The 13,451-nt window shown below is 70.1% G+C and carries 11 protein-coding genes; 6 read left to right on the top strand and 5 right to left on the bottom strand.

The annotated features are described in order from the left end of the window. Nucleotides 1-45: 45 nt before the first annotated feature. On the bottom strand, nt 46-1,287 hold the full coding sequence (locus ACXAEK_RS22845; RefSeq protein WP_475045622.1) for a sugar transferase: 1,242 nt from the start codon (nt 1,285-1,287) through the stop codon (nt 46-48). A 586-nt stretch (nt 1,288-1,873) separates the two neighbouring features. Here ACXAEK_RS22845 and ACXAEK_RS22840 point away from each other — a divergent pair. The 3 genes from ACXAEK_RS22840 (at nt 1,874) to ACXAEK_RS22830 (ending at nt 4,229) form a co-directional block, all read left to right on the top strand. Continuing rightward, nucleotides 1,874-2,893 (top strand): sulfotransferase family protein, encoded by a 1,020-nt coding sequence (locus tag ACXAEK_RS22840; protein ID WP_475045620.1) that lies wholly within the window; start codon nt 1,874-1,876, stop codon nt 2,891-2,893. A gap of 31 nt (nt 2,894-2,924) precedes the next feature. Next, entirely contained in the window at nt 2,925-3,893 is a 969-nt protein-coding gene (locus ACXAEK_RS22835) for a UDP-glucuronic acid decarboxylase family protein (protein ID WP_475045619.1), read from the top strand. Nucleotides 3,894-4,022: 129 nt separating this feature from the next. Next, nucleotides 4,023-4,229, top strand: a complete 207-nt coding sequence (locus ACXAEK_RS22830; RefSeq protein WP_475045617.1) for a hypothetical protein — start codon at nt 4,023-4,025, stop codon at nt 4,227-4,229. 66 nt (nt 4,230-4,295) lie between these two features. Here the strand turns inward: ACXAEK_RS22830 and nagB are convergent, their stop codons facing one another. Both nagB and ACXAEK_RS22820 read right to left on the bottom strand, forming a co-directional pair. Next, nucleotides 4,296-5,087, bottom strand: a complete 792-nt coding sequence (gene nagB, locus ACXAEK_RS22825; protein WP_475045616.1) for a glucosamine-6-phosphate deaminase — start codon at nt 5,085-5,087, stop codon at nt 4,296-4,298. A gap of 150 nt (nt 5,088-5,237) precedes the next feature. Further along, nucleotides 5,238-7,580, bottom strand: a complete 2,343-nt coding sequence (locus ACXAEK_RS22820; RefSeq protein ID WP_475045614.1) for a calcium-binding protein — start codon at nt 7,578-7,580, stop codon at nt 5,238-5,240. Nucleotides 7,581-7,865: 285 nt separating this feature from the next. Here ACXAEK_RS22820 and ACXAEK_RS22815 point away from each other — a divergent pair, with 285 nt between their 5' ends. Then, nucleotides 7,866-9,047 (top strand): peptidase G2 autoproteolytic cleavage domain-containing protein, encoded by a 1,182-nt coding sequence (locus tag ACXAEK_RS22815; protein ID WP_475045613.1) that lies wholly within the window; start codon nt 7,866-7,868, stop codon nt 9,045-9,047. Between the two features lie 157 nt (nt 9,048-9,204). Here ACXAEK_RS22815 and ACXAEK_RS22810 read toward each other — a convergent pair whose 3' ends face one another. Continuing rightward, nucleotides 9,205-10,641, bottom strand: a complete 1,437-nt coding sequence (locus ACXAEK_RS22810) for a mannose-1-phosphate guanylyltransferase/mannose-6-phosphate isomerase (protein ID WP_475045612.1) — start codon at nt 10,639-10,641, stop codon at nt 9,205-9,207. A 167-nt stretch (nt 10,642-10,808) separates the two neighbouring features. Here ACXAEK_RS22810 and ACXAEK_RS22805 point away from each other — a divergent pair, with 167 nt between their 5' ends. Then, on the top strand, nt 10,809-11,330 hold the full coding sequence (locus tag ACXAEK_RS22805) for a hypothetical protein (RefSeq protein ID WP_475045610.1): 522 nt from the start codon (nt 10,809-10,811) through the stop codon (nt 11,328-11,330). A gap of 21 nt (nt 11,331-11,351) precedes the next feature. Here the strand turns inward: ACXAEK_RS22805 and ACXAEK_RS22800 are convergent, their stop codons facing one another. Then, nucleotides 11,352-12,413 (bottom strand): glycosyltransferase family 10 domain-containing protein, encoded by a 1,062-nt coding sequence (locus tag ACXAEK_RS22800; RefSeq protein WP_475045609.1) that lies wholly within the window; start codon nt 12,411-12,413, stop codon nt 11,352-11,354. Between the two features lie 158 nt (nt 12,414-12,571). Here ACXAEK_RS22800 and ACXAEK_RS22795 point away from each other — a divergent pair, with 158 nt between their 5' ends. Next, entirely contained in the window at nt 12,572-13,450 is an 879-nt protein-coding gene (locus tag ACXAEK_RS22795) for a hypothetical protein (protein WP_475045608.1), read from the top strand. Nucleotide 13,451 lies beyond the last annotated feature (1 nt).

Here is a 13,451-nt window from a genome sequence, read left to right as displayed (position 1 = left end):
TTCTCCTGCAGCGCTTGAAACCGGGGATGCCTTCCAGCGGAAAGATCATCTCCTGGCGCGGTGCTCTGATGAGGTCGGACTGCCCGGCAGGCCTGCAATATAGCCGATTTTGCGCCGCAATGCACGGAAGGCGCGGCCGGGAACGAAATGCGAATGATGCGGCACCACCACGCGCTGGTAGAGGTAGCGCTCCAGAATGTGGTGGGCGTAATCGCTGGCCGGGCTGTAGCGCAGCGCCAGCTGCCCCGCCGCCAGCGGGGTCCGCGACGCCGCCGTGACCCTGGCCCGCCGCTTGAGCCCGCTGGGCAGGGTGATGATCACCGCCCCCGGCCCGGCGGCGCAGGCGCCCGCCAGCACCAGATGGGAGTCGTCGATCCGCAGCACCTGATGCCGCCGCCCCGCCGCGCAGCGGTACTGGACGCCGACCCCGGCCTTGGCCGCCAGATTGCCTGCGGCCTGCGGATCCCGGGACAGGCCCGCCGCCGCCGCCAGCCGGGCCAGCAGCAGCGCGCAGCTGCGCGCGAACATGCAGGCCGGCACCATGATCATCATCTCCAGCTCGCGCCGGTAGCTCACCGGCGCCCGGCACAGGGCCGCATTCAGCCGCGCCCTGACCGCCTTGGGGGTGCCATGGCCCATCAGCGCCTGGGCCGGGCCCAGCAGCCCCGGCTTGACCGCAAAGCGGGCGTCGTAATTGCGGATCCCGGCGCGCTGCATCTCGGCGATCTCCGGCCGCACCGGGCGCGGGCCGCAGATGTTCATGTCGCCGGCGATCACATTCAGAAGCTGCGGCAGCTCATCCAGCCGGGTCTCGCGCAGGAAGCCGCCCAGCGGCGTCTCCAGGCCGGAGCCGTTGGGCAGCACCCGGTCCCGGGTCAGCTTGGCGGCTGCCGCGGTGTCCAGGGTGCGGAATTTCAGGATGCCGAACACCCGGCCATGCTGGCCGACACGCACGCCCCGGTAGAACACCGGACGCCCCTGGGTCAGCAGCACCAGCAGCGCAATCAGCCCCGTCACCGGCAGCGCCAGGACAAACAGCCCTCCCGCCAGAACCGTGTTATAGACCCGGTGAAACGCTTCCGACCGGGGCCGGAAGCCGGACAGCACCCGCCGTCCGGCCCGCCGCTGCCGTGCAGCACTGTCCCTCACAGCTGCAAGTCCCGCAGGGCTGATTCCCGGCCGCTCCCGGACCGGCAGGATACTGGCCCGGACCTGCTCCGCAGAGCGCGCCTTTGCGCCCCGCTGCAGATCACGTCCGGATGCCAGGCCGCTTTCATCAATGAACACGATGCCCCCTCACTAACAAACTGAAACCAATTACCAAACGCACGCGCTCCCCCGCAGCCGAAGCCCCCGCAAACACACGCGGCGGCGCTGACGGCCCGGCAGCTTCCTGCAGTCTGCCCGGCCTCCGCCCGGGGGTGCCCGGGCCGCAGGCTGCACAGTTCCGGGCCCGCAGAACGGCCCGCCGCGGCAGCACAGGCCGCCAGATCATTAAACCGCGGGGGCGGCAGGCCGGTATGCCCCCAAATGGGGACAAAATCCGGCCCGCCCGGGCCAGCGCCGCCTGCGGCCGGGCACGGCCCGGATCCGCCGGATCCGCCCCGGCGGGCCCCGGCGCCGGGCGCCGCCGGGGCCACGGCCGCAGCCGGGCCGGACCCCGGCTGGGACGGGGTTGAAAAATGCAATCCTGGCGGGAGCCGGCCCGGGCAGCAGGCTGGCAGCGGGCGGGCAGCGGATGGGCCGGGGCAGCGGAAGTCGCCTTTGGCGGCAACCGGCTTATATTTACGGGTCGGACGTTCAGTAACCCGTTTCCAATGCCGCGTCCTGCGGCGCTCCGGCCCGCAGGACCCTTTACCGGACCGTTATTCATATGCGACTTGCAGCCGCCGGCGCAGACAGGCTTTTCCCTCCGCGGGGCTATATTATCGGGGCGCCGAAATGCGGCACCACCGCGCTGGCCCAGTATCTGGCCGCCCACCCGCAGGTCGCCTTCAGCAAACCCAAGGAGCCGCATCACTTCTGCGATGACCTGCCCGGCCTGCAGCGCAGCACCGCTCCGGAGCGCTACCGCACCTTCTTTGCGCCCGGGCCGGAAACCCGGCTGCTGGCCGAGGCCTCGGTCTGGTATCTCTATTCGCAGACCGCCGTTCCCGCCATCCTGCGGGCCCGCCCGGATGCCCGCTTCATCGTCATGCTGCGCGACCCGGTCCGGATGCTGCCCTCGCTGCACCGGCAGCTGGTCAATGCCTTCGACGAGGACGCGGCGGAATTCGAAACCGCCTGGCGGCTGTCGGAGGCGCGCGCCGGCGGCAGCCGCATCCCGCGCCGCTGCCGGGCACCGCAGACCCTGGTCTATACCCGCACCGCCGCCTTTGGCGCGATGCTGGAGCGGCTGTGGCAGACGGTGCCGCGGGCGCAGACCCTGGTGCTGTTTCAGGAGGAAATGCAGGCCGACACCGGCCGGGTCTACCGCCGGGCGCTGGAGTTTCTCGGCCTGCCCGACGACGGGCGCCAGGAGTTTCCCCGGATCAATGCCGCCAAACGCGCCCGCTCCAGGCTGCTGAGCTATGCCATCGCCCGCGGCGGGCCGCTGCGCGAGCTGGCCACGCGCCCGGTCAAGAAGATGCTTGGGGTCCGCTCCTTCGGGATCATCAAACGCCTCAAGACGGCCAATGCCGCCGCCGTCCGCCCGGCGCCGCTGAGCCCCGGCCTGGAACAGGAGATCATCCGCCACTACGCACAGGACACCCGGCACCTGGCCGCGCTGCTGAAGGGGCACCGGAACGCGCAGCAGGACGGGCCGCTGCCGGACTGGCTCATGCCGCGCCAGCCGGACAGCCAGCCAGACAGCTCTCCGGACGGGCAGCCGCAGCACACATCGTCACCTTAAACCGGAACCACAGCAGGAAAGCGGAGCACATATGCCTAGACACTACCGGATGCGGAAAAGAATCCTCGTGACAGGCGGGGCGGGCTTCCTCGGCTCGCATCTGTGCGACCGGCTGCTGGAGGCCGGCAATGAGGTGCTGTGCGCCGACAACCTGTTCACCGGCACCAAGCGCAACATCGACCATTTGCACAACCACCCGCGGTTCGAATTCATGCGCCACGACGTGACCCTGCCGCTTTATGTGGAGGTGGACGAGATCTACAACCTGGCCTGCCCGGCCTCGCCGGTCCACTACCAGCACGACCCGGTGCAGACCGCCAAGACCTCGGTGCATGGGGCAATCAACATGCTGGGGCTGGCCAAGCGGCTGAAATGCAAGATCCTGCAGGCCTCCACCAGCGAGGTCTACGGCGATCCGCATATCTCGCCCCAGCGCGAGGATTACTGGGGCAATGTGAACCCGATCGGGCTGCGCTCCTGCTATGACGAGGGCAAACGCTGCGCCGAGACGCTGTTTTTCGATTACAACCGCCAGCACGGGGTGCCGATCAAGGTGGCGCGGATCTTCAACACCTACGGGCCCAGGATGCACCCCCGCGACGGCCGGGTGGTGTCCAATTTCATCAGCCAGGCCCTGGCCGGCGAGGAGATCACCATCTACGGCGACGGCAGCCAGACCCGGTCATTCTGCTATGTCGATGAGCTGATCGACGGGCTGGTCCGGCTGATGGACAGCGGCGATGGCATTGCCGGGCCGGTCAACCTCGGCAACCCGGTGGAGTTCTCGATCCGCGAGCTGGCGGAGCTGATCATCCGCAAGACCGGCTCGCGCTCGGTGCTGAGCTATCACGACCTGCCCAGCGACGACCCCACCCAGCGGTGCCCCGACATCAGCTTTGCCAAGCAGCATCTGGACTGGGAGCCGAAGATCCCGCTGGAGAAGGGCATCAGCCATACTGTAAGCTATTTCAAGGACTTGTTCAAAATCTGGGAGCAATAGCGCCGCCGCCGCAGGGGCGGCGGCGCGCAGGCCGTCCGCAGATCACTGCCGGTCGCGGAAAACGGCGCAGAATTGACCTTAAAAAACGCGGAAAACCTGCTACCTTTGCCCCAAAGAGGAGCAAGAGCAGTGTTCGCAATACTCGCATTCTGCGTTCTGACAGGAACGCTTTGCGCGCTGGCAAGCGCCATCCTGTTCAGCGCCCCGGCCTGGATCATGGGTCTGTGCTATGTGGCGGGCAGCTGGGCCGGTTTTGCCGCTGTGGCGGAAATCCATATGCTGTCCAAGGCGCAGCGCAAACGCACCGCCGCCGCGCTGCATCCTGAGATGGAATAAGCCCCGCGCGCGTCCCGCAGCCGGCCGCGCCTGCCAGGCCGATTTACCGGGCCGTTTTGCCTGATCCTAGGTCCGGGCCGCCGCCCCCGCCTGCGCCTTCTGCCCCGCCCGCGTCTCCGCCGCGAAATGCCGTTTCAGGCCGGAGGCCGCCGCCGCATCCAGCACCACCGTGGCGCGGCGGTGCGTCTGCAGCGCCGAGGCCGGGCACCGGGGGCTCAGCGGGCCTTCGATCATGGCCGCCACCGCCGCGGCCTTCTGCGCGCCGGTGGCCAGCAGCAGGACGTCCCGGCTGTCCAGGATGGTGCGGATGCCCATCGTGATGGCAGTTTCCGGCGGCGCCTCGCCTGCCGGGAAGAACCGGCTGTTGGCCTTGCGGGTGCCGGCATCCAGCCGGATCTCCCGGGTGCGCGAGTCCAGGCTGGAGCCGGGCTCGTTAAAGCCGATATGGCCATTCTGCCCCAACCCCAGCAGCTGCAGGTCCACCGGCCCCCTGGCCGCCACCAGCGCCTCATAGCGCTGCGCCTCCGCCGCCGCATCCGCCGCATCGCCGCGCGGCAGATGCAGCCGCTGCGGGCTGAAATCGGTGCCGCGCAGCAGATGCGCCTGCAGGTAGCTGCGGTAGGAGCAGGGGTGGCCCGCGGGCAGGCCGGTGTATTCATCCAGGCTGAAGCCGCAGGCGCGGGCAAAAGACACCAGACCCTGGCGGCAGGCCGCAGCCAGCTGCGCATAGACCGGCAGCATGGTGCCGCCGGTGGCCAGCCCCAGCACGCTGGCGGGATGCGCCCGGACCTGCCCGGTGAGATGCGCCGCGGCGCAGGCCGCCGCCTCCTGCGCGGCTGTGAAAATCAGAACCTTCATATGCCCCCCGCCGGCCCCGGCGCCTGCCGGCTCTGCCTGCGCCCCCCGCAGCAGTCCCTCCGGCAGGCGCCGGGCCGGGACTTCTCAAATAGCGCGGCACGGCGGCAAGGCCAGACAGGCCCCGGCGCGGCCCCCTTCGTAACAGGCCCTTCAAAACAGGAAGTCATCCGCCTCCAGCTGCCCCGGCCGCAGGTCTTCCAGAAAGATCTTGCCCGACCCGGTTCTGATCAGCGTGCCGCCGTCCTGGCGGCTGAGCTCCAGATCCGCAAACCGGTCCGCCGCCGCCTCCAGATCGATCAGGTCGCGGCCGGGGCGGAAGTCGGAGATGGTGTCGCGCCCATGGCCGCGGGCAAAGACAAAGACATCGCTGCCGCCGCCGCCGCTGAGCCAGTCCTGCCCCTTGCCGCCGGTCAGCCGGTCATCGCCGCCCTGCCCCTTCAGGCTGTCCCGGCCCCGGCCGCCGTCCAGCGTATCACCGCCGCCGCCGCCCTTGAGGCTGTCATGGCGGCCGCCGCCCGCCAGGCTGTCCTGCCCGCCCTGGCCCTTCAGGCTGTCCCGGCCGCCGCCGCCGGCCAGGGTGTCGCTGCCGCCGCCGCCCTTAAGCGTATCGCCGCCGCTGCCGCCCTGCAGCCGGTCCCCGCCGCTGCCGCCTTTCAGCAGATCCTTGCCGCCGCTGCCCTTCAGGCTGTCATTGCCGCTGCCCCCGGTCAGCCGGTCATCGCCGCCGCCGCCTTCCAGCCAGTCATTGCCGCTGCCGCCTATCAGGCTGTCGCCGCCGCCGCCGCCCGCCAGCCGGTCATCACCCATGCCGCCCGCCAGCCAGTCATTGCCGCTGCCGCCTATCAGGCTGTCATCACCGCTGCCGCCCGCCAGCCGGTCGTTGCCGCCGCCGCCTGCCAGCAGGTCATCGCTGCCGCTGCCCTGCAGGCTGTCATCGCCGCTGCCGCCATAGAAACTGCCGCCCGGCAGGGTGTCCCCCGGCCCCTGGCGCTCCGGAAAGGCAAAGCGCAGGTCCGGCCCGAAGATATCCTCCAGCTCCAGCGGCATGCCGGCAGCGCTGATCAGCACCACCGCGGTTTCCCCCGCCTGCAGCACCATGCCGGTGCTGCGGCTGCCCGCCTCCAGCTGGGCGGCGCTGTAAAGCCCCTCGAACAGCGACAGGTCCAGCCGGTCCTCGCCGGGGGTGAAATCGCGCACCGTGACCCGCCCTGCCGCCGGGTTGATGACAAAGGCGTCGGCGCCGCTGCCGCCCTCCAGCCAGCCGCCGCCCGCACCCGCCACCAGCACATCATCGCCCGCGTGCCCGGCCAGCCCGGCCGCCCCCGGACCGCCCTCCAGCACATCCGCCCCGGCGCTGCCCTCCAGCCGTGCCTGCCCCGCCGCCGCCCGGGCCGCCTCCCCCAGGTCCGCCAGCGGCAGGGTGAACTGGCTGATGCCGCCGTCGCTGCCGGAGGCTGCAAAAACCTGCAGATGGCCGCCCGCCGCCACCGCCTTCAGCGCGGTCGCATTCTGCAGCCCCAGGCCGGGCATATGCTCCAGGCTTTCAAGATGGATCAGCGCCCCGCCCGGGGTCAGGGTGAACAGGCTGAGGCCGCCGTCATTGCCCGCCGCCAGCACCAGGGTATGGTCTCCGGCCTGCACCACATCCAGCGCCGACACCCCGCCAAAGCGGGTCGCCGCGGTGTCCTGCAGCTGGGCCGCAACCTGCAGGCCGCCGTCCGCCCCCGCCCGCATCAGGGTGAGCGAGCTGCTGCCCGCCGCCGCCAGGAGCACCCAGGCCTGGCCGCCCGCGGTGAAGCCTTCCAGCGCAGAGATGCCGGAGACCGCCAGCCCCTGCGCCGCCCCCAGCTCTGCCGCAGGGCTGAGCGCGCCGGTCTCCGCATCGGCGCGGAAGCTGCGCACCCCGGCCGCATCCGCCGCCAGCAGCAGCGGCCCGCCCGCCGTCTGCACCGTGGCCAGCAGCGCCGCCGGGTCCAGGCTGTAAGCCGCGCTGCCGCCTGCCAAAACGGCCTGCGCCTGCACATCGCCCTCCGCATCCAGCCGCCAGCCCTGCAGGGCGCCGCCATCCGCCCCCACCCCGTAGAACACCGATGCGCCGCCCGCCAGCTCAAGCACCGCCACCGCGCCAAAGCCGCCCGCCTCAGCCCCAGCCAGGCTGCCGCGCTGCTGGCCGCCCAGGCTGCCGCTGCCGTCCAGCTCATAAAAGGTCATCTCGCTCCGGGCCGTCTGCTCCTGCAGCAGCCGCACCGCCCCGCCGGCCCCGGCCAGGTGGAACGCGCCGGTGCGGATGCCCGCCTGGCCATGCAGCTGCTGGCCTGCCAGCTGCGGCAGTCCGCCTGCCTCGTCCAGCTGCCAGCGGCTGATGCCGCCATTCATGCCGGTGATGGCATAAAGCGTGGCCTGGCCATCCTGCACCGCAATTTCCAGATCGCGCAGGTCGGTGCCGAAAATCAGATCCTCTGCGGCGATACGCCCGTTGAATACCAATGCCATGCCCCGCTCCTTTGCGCTTGCGGCCCGGGGCTGACCCTGGCGGCGCCTGCGGGCGCAAAGCGGGCGGCAAAACAGGCGAATTCAGGGCGATTGTTTACAGATTGACGACAATTGAACGAACAGACCGGAAACAGACCCAAGACAAGCCGGGAACAGGCAGGGGCACGCATACCGCCCGGGCCAGCCGTTGCATTTGCAGCGTACGCCCCGTTAGCGCCGGTTTCAGACCGCTCTGGCAAACTGGCGCGGATCCCGTTCCTCAGCCCCTGCCGGAGCCCTCTCTCCATGACCCAGACCTCGCCGATCCTCGCCCTGCCCTATCTGATGCCTGCCCAGGCGCAGAAACATGTGACCCATAACGAAGCGCTGCAGATGCTGGATGCGCTGGTGCAGCTCAGCGTCGAAAGCTTCAGCGCCGCCAGCCCGCCCGCCGCGCCTGCCCTGGGCGAGACCCATGCGCTGGCGCCCGCGCCAGCCGGGGCCTGGGCCGGGCACGGGTCTGAGCTCGCGGTCTGGCAGGGCGAGGGCTGGCTGTTCCTCGCCCCCCTGCCCGGCTGGCGCGCCTGGAGCCGCCTGGACGCAGAGCTGAGGGTCTGGGACGGCAGCGCCTGGATCCTGCCGCCTGCGGAGACCCAGAACCTGGCCCGTCTCGGCGTCGGCACCGCCGCCGATGCCGCCAATCCGCTGGCAGCGGCCGGGCCTGCCACGCTGCTGACCCATGCGGGTGCCGGCCATCAGCTCAAGATCAACAAGGCGGGCAGTGCCGACACCGCCGCGCTGCTGTTCCAGTCGGGCTGGAGCGGGCGCGCCGAAATGGGGCTGGCGGGCTCTGATGATTTCTCCATCAAGCTCTCTGCCGATGGCAGCGCCTGGTCCACCGCGCTGGCGCTGACCGCAAACGGGCGCGCCGGGCTTGGCACTGCCAGCCCCGCGGCGCATCTGGAGATCCAGGGCAGCAGCACCGATTACCTGCTGGCCGGCGATGGCAGCGCCGATTTCCGGCTGGGGGCGGACGGCAACGGCAGCTGCTCCGGCGCCTGGTCCGGCGGCGGCGCCGATTACGCCGAATGGTTCGAATGGGCCGACGGCAATCCCCGGGGCGAAGACCGCCGCGGCCTGGCCGTGGTGCTGGACGGGGAGAAGATCCGCCCGGCGGCCCCCGGCGAAGATCCGATCGGCGTGATCAGCGGCAACCCGGCGGTGATCGGCGACGGCGACATGGGGGAATGGAAGCAGCGCTGGCTGCGCGACGGCTACGGCAGCCCCCAGCGCGGCGCAGACGGCCAGCCGCTGGAAAACCCGGCCTATGACCCGGAGCGGCCCTATGTGCCGCGAAGCCGCCGCCCGGAATGGGCGCTCACCGGGCTGGTGGGCAAGCTGCGGCTGCGCAAGGGCCAGCCCGCAGGCGCACGCTGGCGGCGGATGCGGCAGGTGTCGCCGCAGGTGGAGGAATGGCTGCTGCGCTGACTGCTGCCCGTTTCAGTCCCGCCGCGGCAGGCTCCCGCCCGTCACCGGGCATCAAAGCTCCCCTCTTCCCGCCTGCGCCCGGCCCAAGGCTTTGCAGCGCATCTGCGATGCGGCGCACAGGCGCGGGAGCGCCCTGTTCCGCCGCCCCGGCCGCAGCCTATCCCTTGGCGCCCTGGCCGCGGGCATAGATGTCCTCAAAGCGGATGATGTCATCCTCGCCCAGGTAGCTGCCGGTCTGCACTTCGATCAGCACCATCGGCACCTTGCCCGGGTTTTCCATCCGGTGCACCGCGCCCAGCGGGATGTAGACCGACTGGTTTTCCGTCACCAGCCGGACCTCCTCATCCACCGTCACCCGGGCGGTGCCCTCGACCACGATCCAATGCTCGGAACGGTGGTGATGGCTCTGCAGGCTCAGCGCAGCGCCGGGATGCACATGGATGCGCTTGACCTGGAACCGGTCCCCCACCGCCAGGCTCTCGAACCAGCCCCAGGGGCGGTGGTCCTTGGGGAAACAGGCGGCCTGGCGGGCGCCTTTTTCCTTCAGCGCCGAGACCGCCTGTTTCACATCCTGGGCCCGGTCCGCCGCGGCCACCAGCACCGCATCGGGCATCGCCACCGCAATGATGTTCTCCAGCCCGATGCCGACCAGCTCCAGCCCCTCGCTTTCAGACCGCAGCAGGCTGTCCGCGCAATCAATCGCGGTGGCCGCCCCGGCGGTCACAACCCCATTGCTGTCCGCGGGGCTTTCGCGCCGGACCGCGTCCCAGCCGCCCAGATCCGACCAGCCCGCGGCAAAAGGCACAACCGCTAGGTTGTCCGCCTTTTCCATCACCGCATAGTCGATCGAGATATCCCCAGCCTCTGCCCAGGCGCCCGGATCCAGCCGCAGGAAGCCCAGATCCGGCCGGCCCCGGTCCACCGCGGCCTGCACCGGCGCGATCAGCGCCGGCGCATGGGCGCGGAACGCCGCCAGGATGGCCTTCACCGAGAACAGGAAGATGCCCGCATTCCACAGGTGCCGGCCCGAGGCCAGCATCGCTTCGGCGGTCCTGGCATCGGGTTTTTCAACAAAGCGCTTGAGCCCGAGCGGGCGCGGGGAGACATCGCCGGGCGCCGCGGTCAGCTCCAGGTAGCCATAGCCGGTCTCCGCCCGGTCCGGGGTGATGCCGAAGGTGACCAGCTGCCCGTCCCGGGCCGCCGCCGCGCCTGCGGCAACCGCCGCGCGGAAGGCCTCTGCGTCGGGCACCACGTGATCCGAGGGCGCCACCAGCATCAGCCCGTCCGGGTCGCTCTTCTCCAGCCACAGCGCCGCGGCCAGCACCGCGGGCGCGGTATTGCGCCCCTCCGGCTCGATCAGGATGGCGCCGGGATCAATGCCGGCGGCAGCCAGCTGCTCGGTCACGATGAAGCGGAAATCCGAATTGGTCAGCACCAGAGGCGGCGCGAACCCCTCCCCCGACAGCCGCCGGGCCGAGGCCTGAAACAGCGTTTCCGCGCCGGTCAGCGGCACAAATTGCTTGGGGTAGCTCTTGCGCGACAGCGGCCACAGCCGGGTGCCCGAACCGCCGCAAAGAAGAATTGGGGTAATCATGTTCCTGCTCCAAATATCAGCATTGCGGCCTGAAAAGCGGCCTGCTCCTGTGCTTATGGCCCGGCAGCCTGTGTCACAACAAGTGTTTCCAGCCCCTGCCGACTGGCCTATGAAGTGCCCCAGGACATCTTACCGCTGTATTCAGACGATCAGAAAGCCAGAGACCCGTGCCTCCCCCAGCATTTGCCACCGCCATTGCCCAGCTTCAAGCCTTGCAGCATGCCCCTGAGCAGACGTCCGCACCGGGGCATTGCCCTCTTGGCCCCACCGCGGATCTGTGGCTGTCCACCGATCCCGCAGGCCAGGCCAGGCTGTCTTGCGCCCCGGCCGCAGAGGGGTTTGCCCTCAGATTGGAAAACGGCGACAGCGGCCTCTGGGCCAGCTTCGGGATCCGGCTGGAGCTGGCGCCGCTGCGCAAGGCCCGCTACCTCGGCCTGCTGGCGGCCGCCGCCGGCCCGGATCTGCTGATCTACACCCCCACCCTGCGCTGCCATCTGGAAAGCGGCGGTTTCACCGAGATCTCCGCCCGCCCGGTTGTCTGCACCGGCGACGCGCAGGAACAGATCGCGCATATTCCGCTGGACCCGGATCTGCTGGCGCGCAGCAGCGGCTGCGAACTGAACCTGTTCTTTCAAACCGCGCAGTTCCAGGCCGTCTTCCGCAAGATTGAGCTGCTGGCCATGGCCTGACCGGTCCGGCTGCCGCCAGGCTCAGCCCGGCTGCCCCTCCAGCACCGCCGCCAGCCCGGCTTTCACCGCCGCGGCCAGCCGCTTGCGCTCTGCCAGCCAAAGCGCGGGGTCGCAAAACAGATCCGCCAGCTGCCGCTGCGCGCCGGCATAGGCCGCAAACCGCGCCCGGCCCCAGTTCCGGACCCATTCCCGGCCGCAGCCCAGGCTCTCCAGCCGCGCCGCCGCCTCCGGCGCGCTCTGGCCGTGCAGATTGATCCAGGACTCCTGCGGCAGGCCGAAGCCATGAATGCGGTGCTCCGGCGCGGCAAAATACAGCGGCACCGACCCGCAGGCAAACGCATCGAAGATCTTCTCGGTGAGATAATCCGGCTGATGGGTGTTCTCAAAGGCCCCCAGCATCCGGGCCCGGCGGTCCAGGCGGGTGATCTTGTCCAGATGCCAGTTGCGCTGCTGAAACCGGCTCTTGCCGCCCTGCCAGCTCTGCCCCAGCCGCTCCACGGCACCGGCCTGCACCGCCTCGGCCAGCTCTGTGCGCCAGGAGCACAGGCCGGTGATGCCGCCCTCCGGCCAGTGCACCGCATGATAGGGCTCGGGGCGGCGCTCGAACATGAAGGCAAGATCGGTGCCGCGGGTCTCGAAACACGCCTGCCAGTCCGCCGCATCCAAGGCTGCATTGCGGCTGAAACGGGCCGCATAGGCATTGGCGAACCGGGGGTTGGTCAGCAGGTAATAGGGGATCCGCGCAAACCGGAAGATACCGCTGGTGGCATGATTCAGCTGCACCGCAGGCACCGCCCCGAAGCGGGTTTCCACGATCAGCTCCCGCTGCAGCGGGCGGCGGCCCCAGATGGTGTCCCAGAACGGCTCTTCGGACAGCAGCACAACCGGCGGCTGGCGCCGCCGCCAGGCCGCGATGACCGCCTGCGGCGCCTCTTCAATGTCCAGGACATGGGCAAACAGCAACAGATCCGCCTGCTCCGGCTCTGCAACACGCTCTGCCCAGCCCTCAAACAGCGGCGCCAGGGCTCTGTAACTGAGCGGCGACCGTTTGATATGCCTGCCTTCCATGTAGATCCTGATCATGCGTCTCTGCCCGCCTGCTGTTTGCCCCCTCTTACCCCGATCGCCGCGCAAGCGCAGCCCGGAACTCTCCTCCAGGCCCCTCTGCGGTTGACTTCGCCTGCCGACAGTAAGATTGCTGTCCGGGAACATGCCCCAGGCAGATGCAAAAGACCGTGCAAATGGATGTGACAGCCAAGACAGCCGAGGCCCCGGTGCAGTATATCTGGTACCCGGCGGATGCCGCCTGCGGCCCGGCGCTGGAGGCGCTGTCCGCCCGCCTGGGCCTGGCCCGGCTGCACCGCCCGCTGGAGGCCGGGCGCGGTCCTGCACTGCTGCTTTATACCCTGCCGGAACGCTGCCTGTACCAGGCCTTCCTGCAGGATCAGCCGCCGGAGGCGGCGCTGGCTGCCTGGTCCGCGCAGGCCCGGGAGATCCTGCAGGCGCTTCAGGACGGGGGGCCGCAGGTTGCCGCCGCGGAGCTGGGCCGGTTTCTCCGGTCTCCGGCAGAGGTCCTGGCCGGTTCCGGCCAGGCCTGTGCCGCTGCCCCGGAGAACCTGGCGCCCCCGCACCCCCTGCCGGCAGAAGACCCGGTGCTGCTGGCCCTGGCCGCAGCCTGCCTGCCGCAGGACGGCACTATCCCCGGCCTGGCCCGGGCCCTGCAGGACGCCGCCCTGCCCCATCCTGACCCGGATGCTGACGCCCCGCCCGGCCCGGATCCGGCCGCCGCGGCACAGGCCTACCAGGCCGCCAGCGCGCAGATCGCCTGGCTTCAGGAGCAGAAGAACCTGATGCATCACGAGCTGGAGACGCTGCAATCGCTGAACCGCAGCCTGGCAGAGGCGCTGCAGCAGAAGATTGCCGGGAAGGAACAGGCGCTGCAGGCTGCAGGGCGTGAAATCCGCGCCCTGGCAGCCCGTTCCGGCAGGCTGCAGCAGCAGCTGGACGAAAGCCGGGCCCAGGCCGCAACGCCCTCCCGCCAACTGAAACCCCGGCTCCTCCGCCTCATCGCACCGCTGCGCCCCCCCCGCCGGAGCCCGACAGGACGAAGCAAGGCATAAC

The sequence above is a fragment of the Leisingera sp. ABM4_101 genome (assembly GCF_056158725.1).
Note: the sequence above shows the minus strand (reverse complement) of the source record. Positions and strands in the feature narration are given on the sequence as shown.

Bases quoted from the DNA above. Each gene is read 5' to 3' on its own strand.
- ACXAEK_RS22840 (WP_475045620.1), top strand. From the start codon at position 1,874: ATGCGACTTGCAGCCGCCGGCGCAGACAGGCTTTTCCCTCCGCGGGGC.
- ACXAEK_RS22835 (WP_475045619.1), top strand. From the start codon at position 2,925: ATGCCTAGACACTACCGGATGCGGAAAAGAATCCTCGTGACAGGCGGG.
- nagB (WP_475045616.1), bottom strand. From the start codon at position 5,087: ATGAAGGTTCTGATTTTCACAGCCGCGCAGGAGGCGGCGGCCTGCGCC.
- ACXAEK_RS22820 (WP_475045614.1), bottom strand. From the start codon at position 7,580: ATGGCATTGGTATTCAACGGGCGTATCGCCGCAGAGGATCTGATTTTC.
- ACXAEK_RS22815 (WP_475045613.1), top strand. From the start codon at position 7,866: ATGACCCAGACCTCGCCGATCCTCGCCCTGCCCTATCTGATGCCTGCC.
- ACXAEK_RS22810 (WP_475045612.1), bottom strand. From the start codon at position 10,641: ATGATTACCCCAATTCTTCTTTGCGGCGGTTCGGGCACCCGGCTGTGG.
- ACXAEK_RS22800 (WP_475045609.1), bottom strand. From the start codon at position 12,413: ATGATCAGGATCTACATGGAAGGCAGGCATATCAAACGGTCGCCGCTC.
- ACXAEK_RS22795 (WP_475045608.1), top strand. From the start codon at position 12,572: ATGGATGTGACAGCCAAGACAGCCGAGGCCCCGGTGCAGTATATCTGG.